Origin of the sequence: Geomicrobium sp. JCM 19037 (genome assembly GCF_000698105.1) — a bacterium.
GTDB lineage: Bacteria > Bacillota > Bacilli > Bacillales > Marinococcaceae > Geomicrobium_A.
In genome coordinates, this window is the sequence record NZ_BAWZ01000032.1 from 1 (window position 1) to 22,021 (window position 22,021).

Below are 22,021 nucleotides of genomic sequence, written 5' to 3' on the forward strand. Positions count from 1 at the left end.
GAAGCTGAAGATGATCGATCTCAAAGTCGGTGAACTTTAGGCTTTAACGGTTGGTGTACCATTCGTTTGTGAAGATATTCTTTAGTTCAACTTATATATATAAGTTGAACTAAAGAATATCATGCAATTATAGACCACCTTGTTCTCCACAATACCTGTTACTCAAACTAAAAAAATGATTGAGAGAATAAAGAAGGCTATAGAAGTAGACGGTCGTTCATTTTCTGCAAAGCGCCCAATCTGTTTCCAATCACGTCTTTTTGGAAGCAGACGGACATGGATTGGAAACAAAATGCAGTCAAAAAGGCATTGGTGGGTAATTCTGTTTCCGATCCAAGCTCTTTGGAAGCAGCAAGCCTTTTCAGCGACCTCCAACGTCGATGGGAAACTTCGACCGGTTCTCCGACTTTGGAAAGATGGTGGAAATTAAGTACCAACAGTTCAAATCAAGAAATCTAAAGTCCACACTAGATAGTCGGCAAATGTATGTTTACGACACCGGAGCGGACAACTTTGACAAACGGGTTGAACTCTACACCTAGTCTTCATGATTATATGCTCTCTTCATGCACCAACTTCTGTAGTAATGAATACGCTGTTGGGTAGAAGGAGGTAGGCATTTATCATGAAGGATATGAAACAGAAATACGATCATTGTCTGCAGCATGTCGGGCATAATGTGCAAGCTCAAATGGCGGATAATCAAGTGTTTATGGGATTGTTAGAAAGTGTCGATGAAGAACATGTGTATTTGCTCGTACAAGATCACTCAGACAATGTCGACCATGACGGTATGAGCGGGTCCTATGGAGGCCATCACCAAGGAAGCCACCATCATCATGGAGGTCACCACGGTCATCATCATGGTCATGATCATCATGGAGGTCACCACGGTCATCATCATGGTCATGATCATCATGGAGGTCACCACGGTCATCATCATCATGATCATCACGGAGCCACCACGGTCATCACCAAGGCCACCATTATCACCAAGGAAACCACCAACATCATGCGGGCCAAAGTTATGGCCATGGGCAAGGTATGCACCACATGCCTCAACAAGGATATGGTCAGCAGCCTTACCCAAGTTCTGAACAGATGAATGGATGGCACGAGCAAAACGGCATGCGCTCACAAGCGCAGGAGAGAATTTTTGGCGGGTACGGCCCAGGGTTTGGATATGCCCAGGCCCATATTATGGTGGCTATGGAGGCGGGCGTTTTAGAAGAATTGCACTTCCTTTAGCTGGTTTAGCAGCACTTTCCCTACTTTTCTAATGTAGGGAGGAAAGAAGGAACTCTCGGGATGTTGCCGAGGGTTCCTTTTTTTGTTTATTATACACCGCTGGGAGAGACATTTTGTTTTTGCAGGACGGATGACGAATTAAACTAAACCTATACAGCACCAGTTCTTTCTTGTGTTTGTGCTCCTTACAGGTGATAATAATGAGTAAGCATACGACGCTTGGCTTTTCTTATGAACATTGATACGATTAAACCAAATTATGTACAGAAATAGGTGGGAATTCATGAGCTACACAATCTTTCTCGTAGAAGATGAAAAAAATCTATCTGAAGCTTTAAAAGCATACATGGAACGTGAAGGTTGGACCGTTCGATTATTTCATGATGGGGACGCTGCTAGTGAAGCTGTTGTAGAAACTCCTCACCTTTGGGTACTTGATATTATGCTTCCGGGCACAGACGGCTACCAAATTTTAAAAAGTATTCGTGAGCACCAAGGAGATATTCCAGTCATTTTTATTAGTGCAAGAGATCAAGATTTAGACCGGGTGCTCGGTTTAGAAATGGGTAGTGACGATTACATATCCAAACCTTTCCTTCCCCAAGAGCTCATTATCCGAGCTAAGAAGTTGTTAACACGAACATACGGATCAGAAACAGAAGAAACGAAAAAAATTGATCTAAATGATTACACGATTGATCCACAAGCCCGGACCGTTATTGATGAACATGATCCGGATGCTCCTGTGGACTTGACGACGAAAGAGATGGACTTAATTTTACTGCTTACTGAGCAAGTAGGAAAGGCTTTGTCTCGGGAAGATATTATTGAAGAAGTATGGGGGGAGAACTATTTTGGTTCTGAACGTGCAGTGGATGATGTTGTACGTCGCGTACGAAAGAAAATGCCCCGCATTCATTTAGAAACTTTGTATGGTTTTGGTTATAGGATTCTCTCGTCATGATCCGCATGAATTTGACGAGAAGAATATGGCTATCGTTTTCAGCTTTATTAATTCTCGTAGCCCTTTCAATGGCGATTATCTATCCGATGTACATTCAAGGTACACTCACCGAAGAAACGTATCGTATTATTGAACAGGCACAAAATCGCCAAGTGAATCCTTTTAGTGATCAATTTACACCTGACTTTGATGATGAAAGTGCAATAATTGATCCGGCAATGAGAGAAACTGGGCATCTCACTGTTATTGATCGTGTAATTTCTGCAAGGCAAATGAGTGTTCCCCCGGGAGCAGCCATTGATGTGATGATGGAGGAAGCAGAAGCCCAAGAGGCAGAAACGGCTCGTTATGAGCTTGTATACGAAGGTAGGACACTCTTTTACGTCATTCAGCAATACCAATCTTCTGATGAAGAAGCGTATCTTATTTCCTTCATGTGGGATTCATACCGGGATACATTATTAAACAGTTTATGGGGCAATTTCATTTACTTACTCATTCTCACGACGGCGTTTACGTTATTGCCAGCCATTTGGTTGACCCGGTATTTACGAAAACCCCTTCGATTACTCGGCTCGCACTTTGAACAGATTGCAAAGAGAAATTGGAAAGAACCGTTCCATTGGAAAGGTGATGAGGATTTCCAGAAGTTATCTGATCAATTCGAGCTTATGCGCCAAAATCTAATTCGCCATGACCGATCACAGAAGACGTTCATCCAACATGCTTCACACGAATTAAAGACACCCATCATGGTCGTAAAAACGTACGCACAATCTGTAAAAGACGGGGTTATGCCTAAAGACACGGTGGAAGAATCGATGGATGTGATTTTGCAAGAAGCCAATCGCATGGACAAACGTGTAAAAGATATGCTTTATTTCACAAAGCTTGGCGCGATGAAACAAGAAACGATTAACCGAGAGAAAATTGTGTTCGGTGAGCTGGCGTATCGTTTAGAAGAGCGGTATCGACTGCAAAGAACAGAATTAAACTTTATCGTCCAAGGTGCAGATGTTACGTTTTATGGTGATTTGGAACAATTACAAATCTTACTCGAAAATCTCATCGAAAATGCGATGCGTTATGCCGAGCAGAACATTTGGATACGCGCGGAGAACGGCGTTCATGAAGTCACGCTCTTTGTAGAGAATGATGGAGAAGCCATACCTGAAGAAGACGTACATGCGATTTTTGACCCATTCCGCAAAGGGAACAAGGGCCAGTATGGTCTTGGGCTTGCGATCGTTAAGCAAATCGTCGAGCTTCACCATGGACAGCACCATGTCGAAAATAATGATCACAAAGTGTCATTCCAGATGCGAATTCCACACAAAAAATAAGAGAGGAGGCAGCAGGGGGAGGTTTCATCCCCTTGTACACCTAAAATATGCAAGGAATACATTACGCAAAAGTAGGCGAAAAAATTGAACGTTATATGCTCATCCGTCAATCGGTGCGAGGAATTGCAAGTAATGGAAAACCATTTCTAACGTTGCGTCTATCCGATGATAGCGGGGAAATTGAATCCAAACTTTGGGGAGTGAGCTGATGATGAGCAAAAGTATATCGGTAAGACGGTTGTTTTCGTGCAAGGAGAGGTATTTGACTACCGGGGACGATTGCAGCTAAAGATTGCAGGTATTCGAACGACGAATGAAAACGATCAAGTTCGAATGGAGGACCTCGTTCAAAGTGCTCCTGAGTCGAAGCACGACATGTTAGAGTGGATCAATCAATACATTTTCGATATTCAAAATGCGAATGTGCAACGAATTACGCGGCACCTATTCAAAAAGCATCAAGAAGAATATATGGTGTCTCCGGCTGCGACTAGAAATCATCATGAATTTATGTCGGGTCTTGCTTACCATGTTGTTAGCATGTTGGAGTTGGCAAAAGCAATAGCGAAACAGTATCCTTCGTTAAGTACGGATCTGCTCTATTCAGGTATTATTCTCCATGACCTTGGAAAAGTAAGAGAATTATCTGGCCCGATTGATACAGAATATACGACAGAAGGAAAGTTAATTGGTCATATTTCAATTATCGCCTCTGAAATCCGTCAGGCCGCAAACGAACTAGGTATTGATGGGGAAGAAGTGATGCTTCTTGAGCATATCGTGCTCAGTCATCACGGCAAGGGAGAGTGGGGAAGTCCTAAAGCTCCCCTCGTTAGAGAAGCTGAAGTGATACACTATATCGATAATATCGACGCAAAAATGAACATGATGGATAGAGCCCTCGCAAAAACAGAACCTGGTGGCTTTAGCGAACGTGTCATGCCGTTAGAGAATCGAACATTTTATAAGCCTCATTCCTTTTCATAAAGAAAGACCGAAAATGACCATTCATTTTCGGTCTTTCTTTATTGACTGAACAAGCATAACTGCTCGGTTGCCGACATAGAGTTACTAGTAAAGGTGGACAAGAGTAAGGGTGGCAAAATGGAAAGACGTTCAAAACGAATGTTAATTACACTGGCTGTACTGTTTGTTGTACTAGCAATAGTTCAACGATTTACAGCAGATACAGCAGTTACGGCGTTGCCATGGTGGGTATTCGTGCTGATCTTTGCAACGATTGTTTCGGGGTATATGTGGATAAAAGCAGTGGCAGAAAACCGTAAAGAGCAGGCAGAGTGGATTGAGCAAGAAGGCAGGGTATACATTCGAAGGATGGAAAACGAACGGCGTGAACGAATGAACCAAGACGCATAAAACCCGGCGGGAATCCGCCGGGTTTCTCTACTTATTCCATCGGTTCTGGAAGCTGGAACCAATCTTCATATTCACTCTCAGTGATGTTAATGTCAGCGTCCTCCATCAACTCTTGAATGACTTCATTAGATGGTCGTGCTTGTTCTTCCATCAGTCGCATTTCAATCTCTTCTTGAACATCTTCATATGAGTCATTGCGATCAAGCACTTCAATGATGTGGTACCCATAATCAGCGCTGGACTCAACGGGGTCACTCACTTCACCAACTTCTAAATCAAAAGCGGTCTCAGAAAAGTTCTCTTCCATTACACCTTCTCGTGGGAAGAAACCAACATTACCTCCAGCTGGAATGCTGTTTGTATCTTGAGAGTACTCCTCAACAGCATCTTCAAAAGACATGCCGTCTTCTAGTTCTTGTTGTACCTCTTGTGCAGTTTCTTCATCTTCTACGAGGATATGACGAGCTTCAACCTCAATGAGTTGGTCTTCATTTTCTTCGTAGTAGGCTTGCATGTCCTCTTCACTAATATCGACATCTTGGTAACGTAATTCATCAATAACAACTTGAGGAACGATGAAATCATCAACGAGTTGATCGACAGTGCTTACAGGTACTTGTTGCATTTGTAACATTTGCAGAAGCTCTTCGTCGGACTCTACGCCAAATTGCTCTTTAACGTCGTCCATTTCACTTTGAATTTCTTCTTCACCGATTCCGAGCTCGTCCGCTGCTTGGTCAAACACGTAGCTCTGAATCATTTGATTAAACGCCATTTCTCCATATTCATTCTTCATGTAATCTACGAATTCGCCTTCAGTAATGCTCACATCGTTGACTGTAGCAACTTCATTGCCTTCGTCAACTGAAGCTGCAGAGTCATTTTCGTCAGTCTCATCGTCATTACAAGCAGCAAGGACTAATGTAAGACTAAGTGCAAGAATTATGTGTTTTTTATTCAAATCATACACTCCCTAATTAAAAATTCAATCATACACTAATGTAAATCACGTTGTCTTTAAAAGCTGCCCCCCGGCAGAAAAAAACCTTTTCATCAATGGTCATGCTTTTGCATGCATACTGACAGTATAATCCATCGAGACAACCATTACTATAACATAAAGAAGAAGAAGAAAAAATGCTTTTCTGGGTATAACGCCCAAACGTCTACACCATGAGCTACATAGTATAGCTTAGGAATGGGAGAGGGGGCGATGCCACATGCGAACAGTTAAGAAGCAGCAGTGGTTTCGCACTTGCCAGTATCCTGTTCATCTCAATACGAATCATAGGTGCTAACAATTGGCCTAAGATTGAATAAATATCAGAAGGGGAGATATGATCATGAGTTACGGTGGATACGGTTATGGCGGAGGTTTCGCATTAGTTGTCGTGCTTTTCATCCTTCTTATCATCATCGGTGCATCTTGGGGTGGATACGGTTACTAATCCGTAATCGAAATAAAGAAGGATGGGCAAAAAGCCCATCCTTTTTTGTGTTCATTCATTGGCGTTTGTTTAGACGACCACTAGTCTGACATACGTTGACGTTAACAGAATAATAATTAAGATGTTGATCGTCGTAAAGATGCTCGGTACTTTTTCTTCTGCGATTTCTTTTTGGACAACCATTGTATTTGTCATTGAATTAATGATGAGTAGATAAGTTGCTGCGAATAACATGAATAAAAACATTTCCATCCCGAGACCTCCAAACACTCTTCTGTTTTTAACTGTATCAAAAAAAGCATCAAAATGATAGCAATACATCCTACTCACGTGCAAGAGTGTGTTAGAATCTGTGTAATAGATAAGGTGGTGGAGTTGTGAAATGGCGTTGGGCATTTTTTATTCTGCTCGGATTACAAGCACTCGCTGTCATTGTGCTGGCAATTATGCTCACAAGTGGCTCATCGGGAGATGTAGTACCTGAGCGTGAGCAGATGAGTGTAGGTGAACCGTTATTTACGGTTGAAACATCCGTCGCACGTATTAATGACTACATTGATGAAGCAAGTGATGATCAATTTCAATTACATGCAGATGATGGCAATTACGTTTTTACAAATGAGTACGAACTGTTTGGGTTAAACATTGATATTCAAATGCAATTGCAACCTGAAATAACGGAAGCTGGGAACATACGGCTTTATGAAGATGGATTATCGATCGGTTCGCTCTCCTTGCCAGCAAGCGCAGTGCTAACATTGATTAGCGAACAAGCAGACTTACCTAATTGGATTCATGTGAATCCTGATGAGGGATTTATTGACATTCGAGTGAATGAGATTGATACCGGAGAGGGATTAGGGTTACGAGCAGCTGAATTATCCGATGAGGGTACGATCACGATTGAAGCACTCGTCATCGAACCGTAAATTAAAGATAGTAGAGGTCTCTTCATTCAGAGGAATTGTTGACGTAACGAAAACTACGTAATAAAACGAATTAAGGCATCGTTCGGCGATAAAACTGCAAGGATTGACGTCAACTGAAATAAGTGTAAACGTAAATTTTCTTTGAAACTCGAGTAGGTAAGTAAACGATCTTTCTTTTCACAATGAAGACCGAACCCGCAATTGGATGTTGCGGGTTCGGTTATTTCATAATGAGTAATGGACGTCTTGCAGACGAAGGGAGTGCATGTAAAACTGCAAGGCCATACATCGCGATCATTTATCGAGGCGAGATGGTCGTGGCTACTTCATCGTCTAAATGTACGCTCTCCTTGGATTGCAAATCCAGTGTGTCAAACTGGTCAGTGAAATCATCACCATACATATGACGGACAACTGTTGCAATCTCTGAGAATTCTGGGTACTTCCCATAAAGATTCTTTAAAGGCATCGTGCTTTGAATGGTTTCATGGTTGTTTACATTAAACTCTTCCAACGTTAACAAAAAGAGCGCTTTGCCTTTCTCTGTTAGTCGTACATACGTATGCCTACGATCTTCTTCTTGCTTACCCATCACGATTAAATCTCTTTCTTCTAACTTTTTAGAAAAATTATAAGCTGTTGATACGTGCATGACACCAAACTTTGCAATTTCTGACAAGACAGGAGATCCAATCTGATAAGAAATCCATAAGATTTGATGTTCATTGATATTCAGACCATGAGGTTGGAGCCATCGTTGCCAATCTTTTTCGACTGATTTCCATAGTGCTTTGCTTAAGTAAGCGAGACGATGCTTGAAGGCGAGGGATTGCTCCCAAGTTTCATTCGTTACGTCCATAAAAATCCTCCATCGTTGTGTCATTTTACTACATGATTCTGAAGTTTTTATAAATATTGTAAAAAAGCTTGTATGTTTAGTATAGGAAAAAAGTAATTAAAATGGAAGAGAAAACCACAATGATTTTTAAAATAACATTGTGGTTCTTAAAAAATTAATGGTTTTTGGCAAAATCGATCATAAAATCATGCAACACTTCACAGGATTGAAGTGATACAGCGTTATAGATGGAAGCGCGACATCCACCGACAGAACGATGCCCTTTTAACCCACTAAACCGTTGCTCATTTGCTTTAGCAAGAAACTGATTCGTTAGTTCTTCTGACGGCAACGTCCACGTAACATTCATTAAAGACCTAGACTCGCGGTCACTATGACCGGAGTAAAAGCCTTGGCTCTCATCAATGGCTCGATAAATCATTGACGCTTTCTCTGCGTTACGCTCACCGATCGTGATCAATCCACCTTCGTTTTTAATCCATTGGAGCACCCGTTCCATCATGTAAATGGCAAAAGTCGGTGGAGTATTGTACAAAGAATTCGCTTTTTCATGTGTGAGATAGCGCATAATTTGTGGCAATGTCTCCGCCTGGGGACGAGATGACGCTAAGTAGGATTTCTTAGCAATGACAATGGTTACTCCTGAAGGGCCTAAATTCTTTTGTGCACCCGCATAAATAAGGTCGAAATGAGAAACCGGAAGTGGTCGACTTAACAGATCCGAACTCATATCGGCAATCACAGGTGGGGCCCATTCGCTCACCTGATCAAAACGTTGCCACGCGGTCCCGTAAATCGTGTTGTTAGACGTTAAGTGGACGTACGCATCTTCTGGAGACGTAGAAATCTCATGAAAAGCGGGTATCTTTCGATAACCTTCAGATTTTGAAGACCCTCCAGCATAGGTTTCGCCAATCATGCTCGCTTCTTTTTGTGCTTTCTCTGACCAAGAGCCAGTTAAAATATAGTTTGCTTTCTTTTGAGCAGGCAAAAAGTTGTACGGCACCATCGCGAATTGGTGACTTGCCCCCCTTGTAAAAATAAGACTTCATAGTCATCCTCAATAGAAAGCAGCTCTTTTACAGATTGTTTTGCTTGTTCATGAATGTTCTCATAAATCGAACTGCGGTGACTAAGTTCCATAACCGACATTCCGGATTCGGAAAAATTCAACAACTCTTGTTGTGCATCAAGTAATACTTCCTCGGGTAGTGCCGCTGGACCAGCATTAAAGTTATGTATTCGATTGTTAGACATTAATGAAATCCCTTCGAAAATGAAGGGCCTCCTCTCGTTTTAGATTGAACCGCCTGTTGTACACGTCCCGCTAAGGCATGCATATCTTCGTCACTCATGTCAATCTTAGGATTTTCATTCCAGTTGGCATAAATTTCATCGTTTCCATAACGAGGAATGAGGTGCATGTGAAAATGAAACACAGATTGCGATGCTTTCTCACCGTTGTTGTTCACCAAGTTCATTCCTTCACATTGCAACGTACTTTTCATTGCTCGGGCAATGGCTGGGGCTTTACTTAGTAAATGAGCGGCTGTCTCTTCTTGCAGTTCATAGATGTTCTCTTCATGATTTTTAGGGATAAGAAGTGTATGCCCCTTTGTCGCCTGACTAATATCTAAAAACGCTAGGCAATGGTCGTCTTCATAAACCTTCATTGCTGGAATGTCACCATCGACAATCTTACAAAATATACAATCGTCTTTTTGTGCCACGAAATGATCCCTCCATTACAGTTAATGATTCATATTCTATCAAATTCACGGAAAAAAACATACATGCAAAGCGAGAGTCGTTTTCATTTCTTAATTGAAAGGGTACAATAAGGGTAACGTTGTTTGTGGAGGTAGATGAATGGCATCTTTACTAAAAATTGATAACCTCGCCGGTGGCTACAATGCCAATAAACCGGTCATAAAAAACATTGATTTTACTGTTGAACCAGGTGAAATTGTTGGGCTAATTGGATTAAACGGAGCAGGGAAGAGTACGACGATTAAGCATATATTAGGACTTTTGGAGCCAACTTCAGGTGAGATTCGTGTGAATAACCAAACGATTCGTGAAGATGTGGATACATACCGAAGAGCGATGAGTTTTATCCCTGAGACGCTATTCTTTATGATGAATTAACGTTATGGGAGCATTTACGCTTAACGGCAATGGCCTATGATCTTGAAGGTTCCGATTGGGAAGAAAGAGCTGAAGGTTTACTGGAGCTCTACCGGATGAAGAAGATGAAGCACTGGTTTCCGAGTCACTTCTCTAAAGGGATGAGACAAAAAGTCATGATTATGTGTGCGTTTCTCGTGCAGCCAAAACTTTACGTCGTTGATGAGCCGTTTTTAGGATTAGATCCTGTCGGTATTCAATCGTTGCTCGATCAGATGATTCGTATGAAAAGTGAGGGCGCAGGTATTCTGATGTCTACGCATATTCTTTCAACAGCTGAGAAATATTGTGACCGGTTCGTCATGTTACATGACGGAACGATTTATATGCAAGGGACGCTTGAGGAATTACGTGCACGAAGTGGTCAGCCCAAAGCGGATTTGGACGAGATCTATGTGAACATGACAAAGGAAAATGACAATGAATATTGAGCAGCTGTTTTCCGATCGTAGACAGGCGTTTTGGAATGTAAGCATCCGCTATATTCGACTTATGGCGAACAGTGGGTTAATGGCAGCTGTCCTTGCGCTAATCCTTATTATAGGGCTGTATTATCAAAATTTCTTAGATTGGCTACCGCAAGACTTCCCAGTTTTGCTCGTACTAACCGTTTTATTCGCCTATATGCTAACAAGAAGCCCGATTCGAACGTTCTTTCAGTCTGGTGATCTTGTCTATTTACTGCCTCTTGAAGCAAAGCTCGACCGCTACACGAGGCAAGCACAAGTGTACAGTTGGACCATTCAAAGTGCTGTATTCGTATTTGTTCTGTTCTTATTGGGCCCGTTGTATATTGACCGCTTGAGTCCTGAGTTTAGTCATCTTTTAATGACGATCGCGGTCTTTCTTGTAGCGAAGGCGTGGAACATTCAAGCACAGTGGCAGAATTACGAAGCCAATACGTTGCAAATCAATGGAAGCTAAAGTGGTTACGGTTTTTAATAAATCTTGTCTTTGCATTGTTTGTATTGATGGTAGAGCCTCTCTTTGTGCTAGTTCTTTTGTTGTTGATGGGATTTTTGCTCGCCTTTTACTATCGGCCAAAGATGAAAAACCATCAATTAAAATGGGATCAACTCATTGAATTAGAAGAGCAAACGTTAAACTCTTTTTACCGCTTTGCTAATGCATTTACCGATGTCCCTCACCTGAAGTCACGGGTAAGAAAGCGGAGTATGTTGGCAAACCAGTGGGAGCGTTTGCACAATAAAAGTTCGAATACGTACGTTTATTTATATGGGAAGACGTTTGCGCGCTCAGGTGATTACTTTGGGATTTTTGTGAGGTTGGCAATTGTTGGCGCATTGCTCGTTTATGCAACACCTGGAGAATGGCAATGGTTAGCCGTTGCAATTTCTGTACTTTTTACGTATATCACCGGATCTCAACTCGTAACGATATATTATCATCATCGTACGATTGTATGGCCAGACCTATATCCCGTACATCAACACGTTCGGGAGCAATCGGTTCAGTCATTTGTGCGAACGTTAATGGTTGCTCAAGTATTTTGGCTCACGCTCATTACAGGTATTACTTCGATGAGTGTTGCTTATGCGATGATGGTATTGTTTATAGGGCTATTACTTGTCATTTTTTATGCGCAAGTGCAAGTCCCGAAACTGTTTCGGTCAACAGCAAGCTAATTTCTTCGCAAAAGGGGAGTTGTTATGCGATCCTACGAAGCTGAGGCTAGAGACTCGCTCGATGATTGGAAACGCAAGATCACAAGAAACCCAACGATGGTAAAGACGTGGACGAAATCAGCACAAAGCCGGCTAAACAGTTATATTCCTGATAAGGTGCACCAAACGATTGGCGGGGCCGTCAGGCAGATGATTGAAACGACATTAAATGGCTCGCGGTATATGACGAAGAATGCACCTGTGCAAGGTGAATCGTTAGAAGAGCGAGAGAAGCGTGTAGACCGCGCGATCGTCTCTTATAAACGCACAGCTAGTCTAGAAGGGGCAGGTACTGGAGCGGGAGGGATTTTACTTGGAATGAGTGACTTTCCGATGCTTCTAGCCATTAAAATGCGGTACTTGTTTACTACAGCGACGCTGTACGGATATGAGCCAAACTCTTTGGAAGAGCGATTGTTTTTGCTTCACATTTTTCAGATGGCGTTCTCAAGTAGTCATGCCCAGCATGAAACGTTAGCGAGGATCGAGCGTTGGGATGAGTTTCTCGCTGAGTTGGGGACGATTTAACGACAGAAAGGGCAATTGATTGGGTCACATTCCAGTTGGAGTATCGTGATTTTATCGACGTACCCAAAACGTTGCAACTTATCCCTGGCTTCGGCTTGTTTGTCGGGGCAACCATCAATTATCAGCTGCTCGAATTGCTCGGTCAAACAGCTAAGCAGTGTTATCGCGTTCGTTGGTTCAAAGAAGAAGCATAGTCCTCGACGAGGACTATGCTTCTTTATAATAATCAATCGTTACTTTGCCGAGTGTTTTTGCTGCGTGGAGCATCGCCCGTTCATCAAAGTCAAAGTTTGGATGGTGGTGTGGATAATTCACCTCACGGTCACCGAAGGCCGCCCTGTAAAAAAGAAGGTACCTTTTATTTCGTTTAAGTAGTGGGAGAAGTCTTCTCCTGCGAGAAGGGGCTCGCGTTCATGGACGCCAGTAAGACCAGGTACTTCTTGGGCTACACGGGCGAGGTATTCATTTTCAGTTTGATGATTAACAACAGCAGGGTATCCGCGGAAATATTGATAATCCACTTCAGCCCCTCCGGCTTTTGCAGTATGAACGGCAATTTCTTCGATGTCTCGTTCAATTTGGTTTCTTACATCTTCATTAAACGTCCGGACTGTACCGATTAACTTAGCATGATCAGCGATCACATTATATGCATTCTCAGCAACAAAACTACCGATGGATACAACGGCAGAGTCAAGTGGATTTACTCGTCTTGCCACGATCGTTTGCAAATTGGACACAATCTGTGTACCAATCACAACCGCATCTTTCGTTGTATGAGGCAAAGCACCGTGCCCGCCTTTCCCTTGGACATGAATGGAGAAGTGGTCCGAGGCAGCCATAAATGGTCCTGAGCAATGTTGGATCGTTCCTAAAGGGTCTTGAGACCATAAATGCGTGCCAAAAATGACGTCGACGTCTTCAATTGCTCCGTCCTGAATCATTGGAAGAGCGCCACCAGGTGCTTTTTCTTCGGCGTGTTGATGTATGAAAACAACGGTCCCGTTTACTTCGGCTTGAATGTGTTTGAGTGCCTTTGCAAGGACGAGTAAGGTGGCTGTATGCCCGTCATGTCCACAAGCATGCATTACCCCCTTGACTGTTGATTTATATTCAACATCTTTTTCATCTTGGATTGGCAGCGCATCAAAGTCAGCGCGTAAGGCCACTGTTGGACCTGGCTTGCCGCCGGTCATGGTAGCAACAACCCCGTTTCCTCCAACATTTCTTCTGACCTCATTTCCGAGACTTTCGTGGTACTCGGCAATATAAGCAGATGTATGAACTTCTTGAAAGGATAGTTCGGGATTTTTGTGCAAATGCCTACGAATTTCTACCATCTCTTCATAAGATTGCTCGAGAAGATTATAAAGCTTTTCCTCCATCATTTCGCCTCCCTTAACATATTTTTCTATTGTATCATATCAAAAGACGATACTTTGCTTGTGAAACTTTTTTCTGTGGATGTCGTAGAAAAGAGTAGGAAAATCTTTGTGTAACGGATCGAATGCAAGCGAATGATCGAGAAAATCTTGTGCACTTTACATGATTTTTAGTTTTTATTGTATGATAAGGAATAAACATTACGCCGCTAGATCATGTGACTGTGCGATGACAACTGTGCTTCCCTCGAGCACTGGAGGCAAATTAAATGAAACCAAAACGAATGAATCGACCTGTCTTTATAAGTATAGTTATGGTGCTTTCGACACTTGTCGTTGCGGTTGGAGGATATGCAGCCGCGCTCATTACCGGTAGCATCCTTACTGATGAGGATCAACTTAATTTCGCAGAAACGTCAACCGTTGTTGATGAAGAAGGAGAAGTATTGGCGAGATTGTTTTTTGAAGATCGCACGAATATTTCAATTGATGAAATTCCAGAACACGTGCAACAGTCGTTTATTGCTGTTGAGGATCACCGTTTTCATGAGCACCAAGGTGTAGACTTTATTGCCATTGGCCGTGCATTATATCGCGATATTCTTGCGGGTGCTGCTGTTGAGGGCGGAAGTACGATTACCCAGCAGCTTGCGAAAAACGTGTACCTAGAAAATGACAAGACACTTTTACGAAAAACAAAAGAAGTGTTAATTAGCATGAACTTAGAACGAAACTTTAGTAAAGACACACTTTTAGAAATGTACTTGAATCAAATTTATTTTGGACATGGTGTGTACGGTATTGAACGAGCATCAGAACTGTATTTTGACAAAAGCGCAAAAGATTTAACGATTGCTGAAGGAGCGTTACTTGCAGCATCCCGAAAGCGCCGTATCACTATTCTCCTGCGTCTGACATTGAACGAGCTGAGAAGCGCCGAGGTACGGTGTTAGCATTGATGGAACGGCACGGATTTATTAATGAAGAAACGATGACTGGAGCAATGAATACGCCCATTTCATCAGATGTGCACACGGAGCCAGAAATGGATGCTTCTTTTTATACGTATGTAGATATGATGATTCAAGAAGGAATTGAAAAGCACGGCATTTCAGAGCAGCAATTCTTCACCGGTGGGTATACGATTGAAGTGCTATCCATCATGAATTACAAAACACAGCATACAGTGCAATGGAAAACAATGAGCACTTTCCTGATGAGAGCACAGGAGTCCAAGCCGCTTATGTGATGCTAGATAACAAAACGGGAGCAGTGAAAGCCGTTCAAGGGGGAAGGGATTACGTGAGAAAAGGATTGAACCGCGTAAATATCCCAAGGCAGCCTGGGTCTGCGTTTAAGCCAATATCCGTTTACGCACCTGCCTTGAGAGTGGCCAGTACAAACCGTACTCACTTTTAAAAGACGAGCTTTTAGAATACGGTGATTACGAACCGAGCAATGTGAACGATGTGTACCAAGGTTCGATTACGATGCGCGATGCGATTATCCAATCGACAAATACGAGTGCTGTGTGGCTCCTAAATGAACTAGGAACAGCAAAGGGGATTGAATGGGCAAATGAGGCAGTACCGGAATTCCAAGATGACGGTCTCTCGGTCGCGCTTGGGGGGATGTCTGAAGGTGTGTCTCCATTGCACATGGCATCAGCGTATACAGCTTTCGCAAATGGCGGGATAAAATCTGAACCATATTTTATAAACTCGGTTAAAGCGTCAAATGGTGAATCGATTGTCGAGGCAAAAGTAGATCAGTCCCAGCTCTTATCTGAACAAAATGCATGGTATATGACGAGAATGCTCGAAAGTGCGGTGAAAGAAGGAACGGCCCAGCCTGGCAATACAGATCATGCGTTGGCAGGAAAAACGGGAACGACTAATTTTGAGGGAGTAGACGGTGGGAATCGAGATGCTTGGTTTGTAGGGTACACACCGCAGTATACTGGGGCAATGTGGATGGGCTATGATTCGACGACTGAAGAACAGTACCTACAAGGTGGGAGTGCCTACCCTACACAATTGTTCAAATCGATTTTAAATTCCGTTCCTGTCACAGAGCAAGGAGTCGCTTTCCATAAACCTGAAGGTGTTTCAGAATTAGAATCACCTGTACAATTTGCGGCAATTGAAGACTTGGATGCCGCTCTCACACTCCAAGGCGAAGGGTTTTTAAATGTGAAACTAAATTGGACAGCGGCAGAAGACGATCGGCTCGTGTATAACATCTATGAAGTGAAAGATGGAGAAGCGAGTAAAGTGGGTGAAGTCGAAGGAGAAGGTTCGTATACTGTAAACCGAGCGAATATGTTTTCGTTAGGTGACTATATGGTTGTCCCTTTTAATCCACAAACAGGCCAAGAAGGAGAACCGTCCAATGTTGCTGATGTGAGTGTGATGTCCATCTTCTAAGCGTCGCTAAGCTCATGTGGTAAGGGTGGACAAAAGAACACGCTTACCATTAACATAAGCTCGCTATTATTATGAGGAGCAACAAGTCCCGATTTAAAACGAACAAACACCCCGACGTTCTTCTTTGACAATAACGTCGGGGTGTTTGTATTCGGGTTCATCTAAGTTTGTTTATTCTATGTGAGATTACACTTATAAACGGATTGATATTACAACTTGAAACGGGACATTCTTTGGTCTAAGTCGTTCGCAATTTCAGCGAGTTCGCCGGCGGCGTCACTAATGGAATCCATTGTAGCGACTTGTTCTTCCACCGTTGCAGCAATTGACGCAGTGTTCGTTGTTGCTTGTGTTGATGTGCTTTGAACGGCAGCTAAGTTGTCCTTAATATGATTGCTATTTGTTGTCACTCGTTTGACGAGCTGGTCAATTGTTTCCGATTTTTCTGTAACGGCTCGAAACGCTTCAAGAATGAGCTGATACGTCTTCATCATTTCGGTGAGCATGTGCTCGCCTTTGGAGATGAGTTGCGTGCTTTCTTTCGATTGTTCGACAGATTGCTGTATGCTGGACGTCATATTCGAAATTGTTTCAGTAATTGAGGCAGCCGCATTCTCACTTTCGGCAGCGAGCTTTCTTACTTCATCAGCAACAACACCGAAGCCCTTTCCTGCTTTCCCAGCACGTGCGGCTTCTATATTCGCATTGAGCGCAAGTAAACTCGTTTGTCCAGAGATGTCTTTAATGACCGTAATTACGTGTTCAATTTCTTTAGAAGCCTCTCCGAGCAAATGAATGGTGGAAGCCGTCGTTTCATTTTGGGTACGTATTTCTTGCATGCCTTTCAGTGACTGGTCTAATCGTTTTTGACCGTTGGCTGCGTGCGTATTTGACTGTTCACTTTGGGAAACAATGTCTTGTACTGCAGCATAAACATCGTCTAGCTCGCTGCCCATCGTTTGAAATGTCTTGTTTGATTGGTTAATTGATGAATTTAACGTGCTTTGTATGTCTGCGATTTCCTGCACAGACCCGGACACTTCTTCAGCACCAGCATTCACTTCTTCAGAAGATGCGACGAGTTCTTCTGAAGAGGCAGCGATCGATTGACTTGCGTTAGACATTTCTGTCATAATCGTGCGCAATTGTTCGGTCATTGTATTGATTTCCTTAGACAACGCTGACAGTTCATCATTTCCGTTAACATCTAAAGGTTCGGTATGCAACTGTCCAGCAGCCACCTTTTTTGCAGTTTGGGAGATTTGCTGGATTTGTTTTTGAATTCTTCTTGAGAACAAAATGAATAAAACAGAGCCAATTACCGATGCACCGATGGCAATGATGATACTCAGTAAGATTGCTTGCCCCATCGCGGCTTCCATATTCTCATTTGCAGATTCCGCATGCCCTAAGAAATAATTTTCCAATTGTGCAGAGAGTTCCCGCAGCTCTGCATTAATGAATTCAAAACCTTGGAGCGTTTGATCACCAGGGACGACTTCCATCGATACATATTGACCAACTCTTGAATCGAACATTTCGTTAAAGAAATGAAAACGTTCTAACGCATTTGTCGTTTCCTCATCAGAGATTTGTGTATTCAATTCGGCAAGCAGTGAGGTCATACGCTCGTCAATTTGCTCGTACTGAGAGAAGTCGGGTTCCTCTTGCAACCGTAGGTCTGACACAAAGATATACTTTTGTTGAAATGTGGAAGATGTTTCTTGCGCTTTTAGGGCGTATGTATTCCAATGTTGCATTTCTTCAGCTTGTGTTTGGATATGACTCAATAAGAAGTAAATTAACACAAATCCAATAAGAAAGCAGAAGATAATAAAAGATAAAGATAATAGCATTTTTGAACGAATGGTTGAAAAGCGTGATTTCACATCCATGTTCTCTCCTCCTAGCAATAGTTCTACGATTTTATGAACGTTTCCCAAAGATTCTACACAAGACAACATAATTTCTATATGGTAGGTAAGGGTAGAGTTCTAAGGTACGATGCACAACTCGCGTATCGTTTGGTGCACGTTTTGAGAAAGATTGGGTATGCTACCAAAGACACGCATACATAAGTGCTATTTATAGTATCGACGCTTTACATGATGTTTGAAGAGGGCGTTTCAAAAGACCTGGAAAGTTATCTTGTGATAGGATAAGTTTGGTACCTACAAGTGTGGCGTGATAAAGTCACATACGTATAGGGATATAGAGGAGTGTATAGTTGTGGCGAATTTTAATGATCGGTTGCTTCGTGCGGCAAAAGGCGAAGGTGAACGGACAAAGCCGGTATGGTATATGAGACAAGCGGGACGCTCTCAGCCGGAGTATCGCGAAATAAAGAAAAAGTATTCATTATTTGGGATTACCCATGAACCTGAGTTAGCGGCTTATGTTACTCGATTGCCAGTGGAGCAGTACAATAACGACGCTGCCATTTTGTACAAAGACATTATGTCTCCGCTTCCAGCGATTGGGGTAGACGTAGAGATTAAAAGTGGAATCGGTCCGGTGATTCATAATCCGATTCAATCAACGAGTGACATTGAAAGGCTTGGGGAAATTGACCCAGAAAAAGATGTGCCTCACATCTTAGAAACGATTAAAATTCTGCGAAAACAATTGGACGTACCTTTAATTACATTTGCTGGTGCACCATTTACGATGGCAAGCTACATGATTGAAGGTGGACCGTCGAAGTCGTATGAAAACACGAAGGCGATGATGTACGGAAATCCAAAACAGTGGCAATTGCTCATGGACAAGCTAAGCGATATGACGATTACGTATGCTAAAGCACAAATTGCTGCTGGCGCCCAAGCCTTTCAGCTTTTTGACTCTTGGATTGGGTCCCTCAGTGCCCCAGACTATCGGACGTATGTGAAGCCAACGATGATGAAGATCTTTAGTGAACTTAAGAAAGAAGGGATCCCACTCATTACTTTTGGTGTTGGGACAAGGCATCTGCTACAAGAATGGAACGACTTAGATGTGGATGTCATTGGTCTTGATTGGCGTACGTCCGTGACAGAAGCACGTGAAATGGGCATTACAAAAGCACTCCAAGGCAACTTGGACCCAGCCGTGCTTTTAGCTCCTTGGGAGACGATTGAAGAGAGAACGAGAAAGATACTTGATGAAGCCATGGACGACCCTGCCTACATTTTTAATTTAGGGCACGGGGTGACTCCGTCCATATCTCCGGACACGCTAAAGCGTTTAACGCAATTTGTCCACGATTACAGCGGGGGGATTATAAAGTGAGCAAGAAAAAAGTCGGGATTTTAGTCATGGCATATGGAACGCCGCGAAGCTTAGATGAAGTGGAACCGTATTACACACACATTCGTCGCGGAAGAAAGCTTCAAAAGAGGCACTAGACGATCTGATCGATCGGTATAAAGCCATTGGAGGGGTGTCTCCTCTGGCAAAAATTACAAATGCGCAAATGCAAGCACTTGAAGACCGATTGAATGAACGTTCCACTACTGTTGAATTCAAAGCGTATTTAGGCTTGAAGCATATTGATCCATTTATTGAAGATGCTGTTGAGAATATGAAGGCAGATGGGATTGAAGAAGCCATTTCAATCGTACTTGCGCCTCATTACTCAACGTTCAGCGTCAAATCATACAACGGCAGAGCCTTCAAAAAAGCGAAGAGATTGATGGGCCTGTTATCCATGCAGTCGAGAGCTGGTATACAGAGCCGAAATTTATTAAATATTGGTCAGACGAGCTTAGAAAGACGCTCGAAGATGTGAATCAAGATGACACAGTCGTCATTTTCTCAGCGCATAGTCTTCCAGAGAAAATCTTGACAGACAATGACCCGTACGTAGACCAATTAACCGAAACGAGTCGACTCGTTGCCGAAGCGGCTAACGTGAAAAACTATGAGATTGGTTGGCAAAGTGAGGGCAATACTGCGGACAAGTGGCTTGGACCTGACGTTCAAGACCTTACGCGTGATTTGTATAACAAATCAAAGTATCAAACCTTTGTATACGTGCCGCTAGGATTTGTTGCGGATCATTTGGAAGTGCTCTTTGATAATGACTATGAATGTAAAGTGGTTACGGATGAGCTAGGGGTTCAGTATGAGCGACCGGAAATGCCTAACACAAATGCACTGTTTATCGATGCGCTTGCAGATGCAGTGCTTAAACAGAAAGACTTGAGTCGTTAAATGAAGACAGCAATTATTGGCGGAGGGATTACAGGGCTCTCCGCTCTTTATGAGTTGGAAAAACATGGCATTGATGCCCATCTATTTGAGGCATCAGAACAACTTGGAGGTAAGGTTCGCACCTATAGGCGGGACGGATTTATCATTGAGCGAGGAGCGGATTCGTTTCTCGCACGAAAACCAGAGCTCATGGACCTCGTAAAAGAGTTGGGCATGGAGGATCGTCTCGTACCGAATGAAATCGGCCAGGCTTTTATTTTTTGGGAGAACGAGTTCCACCCCATCCCGAAAGGTTCTGTAATGGGAGTACCTGGGTCACTCTCCTCTATTTCCTCGTCTTCGCTTTTAAATCCACTCGGAAAGGCAAGGGCGGCACTTGACCTATGGATTCCTAAAGGTCGAGACGTTGAGCATGATCGCTCGGCCGGTGATTTCTTTAGAAAACGCTTTGGGAACCAAATGGTCGATCGTCTTTTAGAACCATTACTCTCAGGCATCTATGCAGGGAACTTGAAAGACTTGAGCCTCAAATCGACACTTCCGCTTTTTTATGATCTAGCAAAAGATCATAAAAGCTTGATAAAAGCGAGTGGACATCTTCAACAAAAGCGTCAAGGTTCGAGCAATAGCAAAGGTCAATTTCGCACATTCAAAAATGGGTTAAGCGAGATGATTGATGCGTTGGAAAAAGCGTGTTCATCGGAGCGGATTCATAAAAACAAAGAACTGGTCACGGTCGTCAATGAAAAAGAAAAAACAAAGCTTATTTTTTCAGATGCGAGTTACGAGCTTGTCGATCACGTCATACTGACCGTCCCCCATGACCGGGTGTCGGACGTTTTACCAAATAGTGAAATGGCGCAAGAGATGAAGGAAATGAAAGGTTCCTCCATTGCTACTGTTGCTTTAGCCTATAAAGAAGAAGATGTACACAGTCGTGTAAACGGGACGGGATTTCTTGTTCCACGGGCAAATGGGACGAACATTAAAGCGATGACATTTGTAGATAAGAAATGGCCTCATGCTGTTCCGAAAGGATATGTCCTCCTTCGGTGCTTTGTTGGACGACCAGGGGATGAACAAACGGTTTATACGAGTGATGAAGGTTTAAAAAACATGGTACAGTCAGAAATTAGCGAGATGCTAGACGTAAAGGGTTCCCCTATTTGGATTGATATTGAGCGCTGGAAAGAAGCGATGCCTAAGTATGCGGTTGGGCATGCGGAGCGGATAAAAGATTGGAAACGAGCGGTTCAAACCGTTTACCCTACTGTACAACTTGCCGGTGCTTCATATGAAGGGGTCGGTCTACCTGATTGTGTGAGGCAAGGCAGATGGCTGCAAAACACGTGCTTCAGCAGATTTCTGAACGTTAATTCGAGGTGTTGCTGCATTGAATACAGCACACCTTTTTTGTTTTTGTCTCGTCTCGGACTGAAATGACGAGCAATGTG

General features: G+C 42.9%; 20 protein-coding genes and 6 pseudogenes. 19 read left to right on the top strand and 7 right to left on the bottom strand.

What is annotated here, in order from left to right; translation table 11 throughout:
• Nucleotides 1-276: 276 nt before the first annotated feature.
• The 6 genes and pseudogenes from JCM19037_RS25205 (at nt 277) to JCM19037_RS16265 (ending at nt 4,932) form a co-directional block, all read left to right on the top strand.
• On the top strand, nt 277-459 hold the full coding sequence (locus JCM19037_RS25205; protein ID WP_152549107.1) for a hypothetical protein: 183 nt from the start codon (nt 277-279) through the stop codon (nt 457-459).
• A gap of 166 nt (nt 460-625) precedes the next feature.
• On the top strand, nt 626-1,105 hold the full coding sequence (locus tag JCM19037_RS25925; protein ID WP_042403017.1) for a hypothetical protein: 480 nt from the start codon (nt 626-628) through the stop codon (nt 1,103-1,105).
• A gap of 426 nt (nt 1,106-1,531) precedes the next feature.
• The gene (locus JCM19037_RS16250) at nt 1,532-2,212 is read left to right on the top strand and encodes a response regulator transcription factor (RefSeq protein WP_042403019.1); all 681 of its coding nucleotides are present in this window, start codon (nt 1,532-1,534) and stop codon (nt 2,210-2,212) included.
• Nucleotides 2,209-3,555 carry a cell wall metabolism sensor histidine kinase WalK gene (locus JCM19037_RS16255; protein WP_042403022.1) on the top strand — a complete coding sequence of 449 codons (1,347 nt, stop codon included), beginning with the start codon at nt 2,209-2,211 and terminating at the stop codon, nt 3,553-3,555. Before JCM19037_RS16250 ends, JCM19037_RS16255 begins: the two co-directional genes overlap by 4 nt.
• Before the next feature lie 47 nt (nt 3,556-3,602).
• Nucleotides 3,603-4,542: pseudogene (yhaM, locus tag JCM19037_RS16260) on the top strand (3'-5' exoribonuclease YhaM).
• A 117-nt stretch (nt 4,543-4,659) separates the two neighbouring features.
• A complete protein-coding gene (locus JCM19037_RS16265; protein ID WP_042403025.1) occupies nt 4,660-4,932 on the top strand; it encodes a sporulation YhaL family protein in 273 nt (90 codons plus the stop codon).
• 31 nt (nt 4,933-4,963) lie between these two features.
• Here JCM19037_RS16265 and JCM19037_RS16270 read toward each other — a convergent pair whose 3' ends face one another.
• A complete protein-coding gene (locus JCM19037_RS16270) occupies nt 4,964-5,893 on the bottom strand; it encodes a peptidylprolyl isomerase (RefSeq protein ID WP_042403028.1) in 930 nt (309 codons plus the stop codon).
• Nucleotides 5,894-6,275: 382 nt separating this feature from the next.
• On the opposite strand from JCM19037_RS16270, the gene JCM19037_RS24535 reads away from it, so the two are divergent.
• Nucleotides 6,276-6,380 (top strand): YjcZ family sporulation protein, encoded by a 105-nt coding sequence (locus tag JCM19037_RS24535; RefSeq protein ID WP_081829368.1) that lies wholly within the window; start codon nt 6,276-6,278, stop codon nt 6,378-6,380.
• A gap of 69 nt (nt 6,381-6,449) precedes the next feature.
• Here the strand turns inward: JCM19037_RS24535 and JCM19037_RS16275 are convergent, their stop codons facing one another.
• Nucleotides 6,450-6,632, bottom strand: a complete 183-nt coding sequence (locus JCM19037_RS16275; protein WP_042403030.1) for a hypothetical protein — start codon at nt 6,630-6,632, stop codon at nt 6,450-6,452.
• Between the two features lie 125 nt (nt 6,633-6,757).
• Between JCM19037_RS16275 and JCM19037_RS16280 the strand changes: the two genes are divergently transcribed.
• Nucleotides 6,758-7,309, top strand: a complete 552-nt coding sequence (locus JCM19037_RS16280; protein WP_042403031.1) for a YpmS family protein — start codon at nt 6,758-6,760, stop codon at nt 7,307-7,309.
• 298 nt (nt 7,310-7,607) lie between these two features.
• Here the strand turns inward: JCM19037_RS16280 and JCM19037_RS16285 are convergent, their stop codons facing one another.
• The 3 genes and pseudogenes from JCM19037_RS16285 to JCM19037_RS16295 all read right to left on the bottom strand — a co-directional run bounded on the left by JCM19037_RS16285 (nt 7,608) and on the right by JCM19037_RS16295 (nt 9,841).
• Nucleotides 7,608-8,168 carry an HTH-type transcriptional regulator Hpr gene (locus tag JCM19037_RS16285; RefSeq protein ID WP_042403033.1) on the bottom strand — a complete coding sequence of 187 codons (561 nt, stop codon included), beginning with the start codon at nt 8,166-8,168 and terminating at the stop codon, nt 7,608-7,610.
• 154 nt (nt 8,169-8,322) lie between these two features.
• Nucleotides 8,323-9,425: pseudogene (gene serC / locus JCM19037_RS16290) on the bottom strand (3-phosphoserine/phosphohydroxythreonine transaminase).
• Nucleotides 9,425-9,841, bottom strand: coding sequence for an HIT family protein (locus JCM19037_RS16295; protein WP_042403081.1), 417 nt, complete (start codon nt 9,839-9,841; stop codon nt 9,425-9,427). The pseudogene serC and the gene JCM19037_RS16295 overlap by 1 nt, the downstream one beginning before the upstream one ends.
• Nucleotides 9,842-10,037: 196 nt before the next feature.
• Between JCM19037_RS16295 and JCM19037_RS16300 the strand changes: the two are divergent.
• From JCM19037_RS16300 to JCM19037_RS28700, 5 genes and pseudogenes are all read left to right on the top strand, one after another.
• Nucleotides 10,038-10,786: pseudogene (locus tag JCM19037_RS16300) on the top strand (ABC transporter ATP-binding protein).
• A complete protein-coding gene (locus JCM19037_RS28695; protein WP_042403035.1) occupies nt 10,776-11,279 on the top strand; it encodes an ABC transporter permease in 504 nt (167 codons plus the stop codon). Before JCM19037_RS16300 ends, JCM19037_RS28695 begins: the two are co-directional and overlap by 11 nt.
• Nucleotides 11,234-12,001, top strand: a complete 768-nt coding sequence (locus JCM19037_RS16310; protein ID WP_042403038.1) for an ABC transporter permease — start codon at nt 11,234-11,236, stop codon at nt 11,999-12,001. The genes JCM19037_RS28695 and JCM19037_RS16310 overlap by 46 nt, the downstream gene beginning before the upstream one ends.
• 24 nt (nt 12,002-12,025) lie before the next feature.
• On the top strand, nt 12,026-12,568 hold the full coding sequence (locus JCM19037_RS16315) for an EcsC family protein (protein ID WP_052363978.1): 543 nt from the start codon (nt 12,026-12,028) through the stop codon (nt 12,566-12,568).
• 35 nt (nt 12,569-12,603) lie between these two features.
• Nucleotides 12,604-12,762 (top strand): EcsC family protein, encoded by a 159-nt coding sequence (locus JCM19037_RS28700; RefSeq protein ID WP_255357932.1) that lies wholly within the window; start codon nt 12,604-12,606, stop codon nt 12,760-12,762.
• A gap of 13 nt (nt 12,763-12,775) precedes the next feature.
• On the opposite strand, the pseudogene JCM19037_RS16320 reads toward JCM19037_RS28700, so the two are convergent.
• Nucleotides 12,776-13,953, bottom strand: a pseudogene (locus JCM19037_RS16320) (M20 family metallopeptidase).
• A 266-nt stretch (nt 13,954-14,219) separates the two neighbouring features.
• Between JCM19037_RS16320 and JCM19037_RS27545 the strand changes: the two are divergent.
• From JCM19037_RS27545 to JCM19037_RS27555, 3 genes and pseudogenes are all read left to right on the top strand, one after another.
• The gene (locus tag JCM19037_RS27545) at nt 14,220-14,903 is read left to right on the top strand and encodes a transglycosylase domain-containing protein (protein ID WP_238544765.1); all 684 of its coding nucleotides are present in this window, start codon (nt 14,220-14,222) and stop codon (nt 14,901-14,903) included.
• Nucleotides 14,904-14,908: 5 nt separating this feature from the next.
• Nucleotides 14,909-15,199, top strand: a complete 291-nt coding sequence (locus JCM19037_RS27550) for a hypothetical protein (RefSeq protein WP_238544766.1) — start codon at nt 14,909-14,911, stop codon at nt 15,197-15,199.
• Nucleotides 15,199-16,376: pseudogene (locus JCM19037_RS27555) on the top strand (transglycosylase domain-containing protein). Before JCM19037_RS27550 ends, JCM19037_RS27555 begins: the two are co-directional and overlap by 1 nt.
• Before the next feature lie 209 nt (nt 16,377-16,585).
• Here the strand turns inward: JCM19037_RS27555 and JCM19037_RS16330 are convergent.
• Nucleotides 16,586-18,271 (bottom strand): methyl-accepting chemotaxis protein, encoded by a 1,686-nt coding sequence (locus JCM19037_RS16330; RefSeq protein WP_042403039.1) that lies wholly within the window; start codon nt 18,269-18,271, stop codon nt 16,586-16,588.
• Between the two features lie 328 nt (nt 18,272-18,599).
• On the opposite strand from JCM19037_RS16330, the gene hemE reads away from it, so the two are divergent.
• The 3 genes and pseudogenes from hemE (at nt 18,600) to hemG (ending at nt 22,010) form a co-directional block, all read left to right on the top strand.
• Nucleotides 18,600-19,643 carry a uroporphyrinogen decarboxylase gene (gene hemE / locus JCM19037_RS16335; protein ID WP_373901107.1) on the top strand — a complete coding sequence of 348 codons (1,044 nt, stop codon included), beginning with the start codon at nt 18,600-18,602 and terminating at the stop codon, nt 19,641-19,643.
• Nucleotides 19,640-20,567, top strand: a pseudogene (gene hemH, locus JCM19037_RS16345) (ferrochelatase). The gene hemE and the pseudogene hemH overlap by 4 nt, the downstream one beginning before the upstream one ends.
• Nucleotides 20,568-22,010, top strand: a complete 1,443-nt coding sequence (gene hemG / locus JCM19037_RS16350) for a protoporphyrinogen oxidase (protein WP_052363979.1) — start codon at nt 20,568-20,570, stop codon at nt 22,008-22,010.
• Nucleotides 22,011-22,021 lie beyond the last annotated feature (11 nt).

Excerpts from the sequence above, each read along its gene's own strand:
- JCM19037_RS25205 (WP_152549107.1), top strand. The coding sequence starts at position 277 with ATGGATTGGAAACAAAATGCAGTCAAAAAGGCATTGGTGGGTAATTCT.
- JCM19037_RS25925 (WP_042403017.1), top strand. The coding sequence starts at position 626 with ATGAAGGATATGAAACAGAAATACGATCATTGTCTGCAGCATGTCGGG.
- JCM19037_RS16250 (WP_042403019.1), top strand. The coding sequence starts at position 1,532 with ATGAGCTACACAATCTTTCTCGTAGAAGATGAAAAAAATCTATCTGAA.
- JCM19037_RS16255 (WP_042403022.1), top strand. The coding sequence starts at position 2,209 with ATGATCCGCATGAATTTGACGAGAAGAATATGGCTATCGTTTTCAGCT.
- JCM19037_RS16265 (WP_042403025.1), top strand. The coding sequence starts at position 4,660 with ATGGAAAGACGTTCAAAACGAATGTTAATTACACTGGCTGTACTGTTT.
- JCM19037_RS24535 (WP_081829368.1), top strand. The coding sequence starts at position 6,276 with ATGAGTTACGGTGGATACGGTTATGGCGGAGGTTTCGCATTAGTTGTC.
- JCM19037_RS16275 (WP_042403030.1), bottom strand. The coding sequence starts at position 6,632 with ATGGAAATGTTTTTATTCATGTTATTCGCAGCAACTTATCTACTCATC.
- JCM19037_RS16285 (WP_042403033.1), bottom strand. The coding sequence starts at position 8,168 with ATGGACGTAACGAATGAAACTTGGGAGCAATCCCTCGCCTTCAAGCAT.
- JCM19037_RS16295 (WP_042403081.1), bottom strand. The coding sequence starts at position 9,841 with ATGAAGGTTTATGAAGACGACCATTGCCTAGCGTTTTTAGATATTAGT.
- JCM19037_RS28695 (WP_042403035.1), top strand. The coding sequence starts at position 10,776 with ATGAATATTGAGCAGCTGTTTTCCGATCGTAGACAGGCGTTTTGGAAT.
- JCM19037_RS16315 (WP_052363978.1), top strand. The coding sequence starts at position 12,026 with ATGCGATCCTACGAAGCTGAGGCTAGAGACTCGCTCGATGATTGGAAA.
- JCM19037_RS27545 (WP_238544765.1), top strand. The coding sequence starts at position 14,220 with ATGAAACCAAAACGAATGAATCGACCTGTCTTTATAAGTATAGTTATG.
- JCM19037_RS27550 (WP_238544766.1), top strand. The coding sequence starts at position 14,909 with ATGGAACGGCACGGATTTATTAATGAAGAAACGATGACTGGAGCAATG.
- JCM19037_RS16330 (WP_042403039.1), bottom strand. The coding sequence starts at position 18,271 with ATGGATGTGAAATCACGCTTTTCAACCATTCGTTCAAAAATGCTATTA.
- hemG (WP_052363979.1), top strand. The coding sequence starts at position 20,568 with ATGAAGACAGCAATTATTGGCGGAGGGATTACAGGGCTCTCCGCTCTT.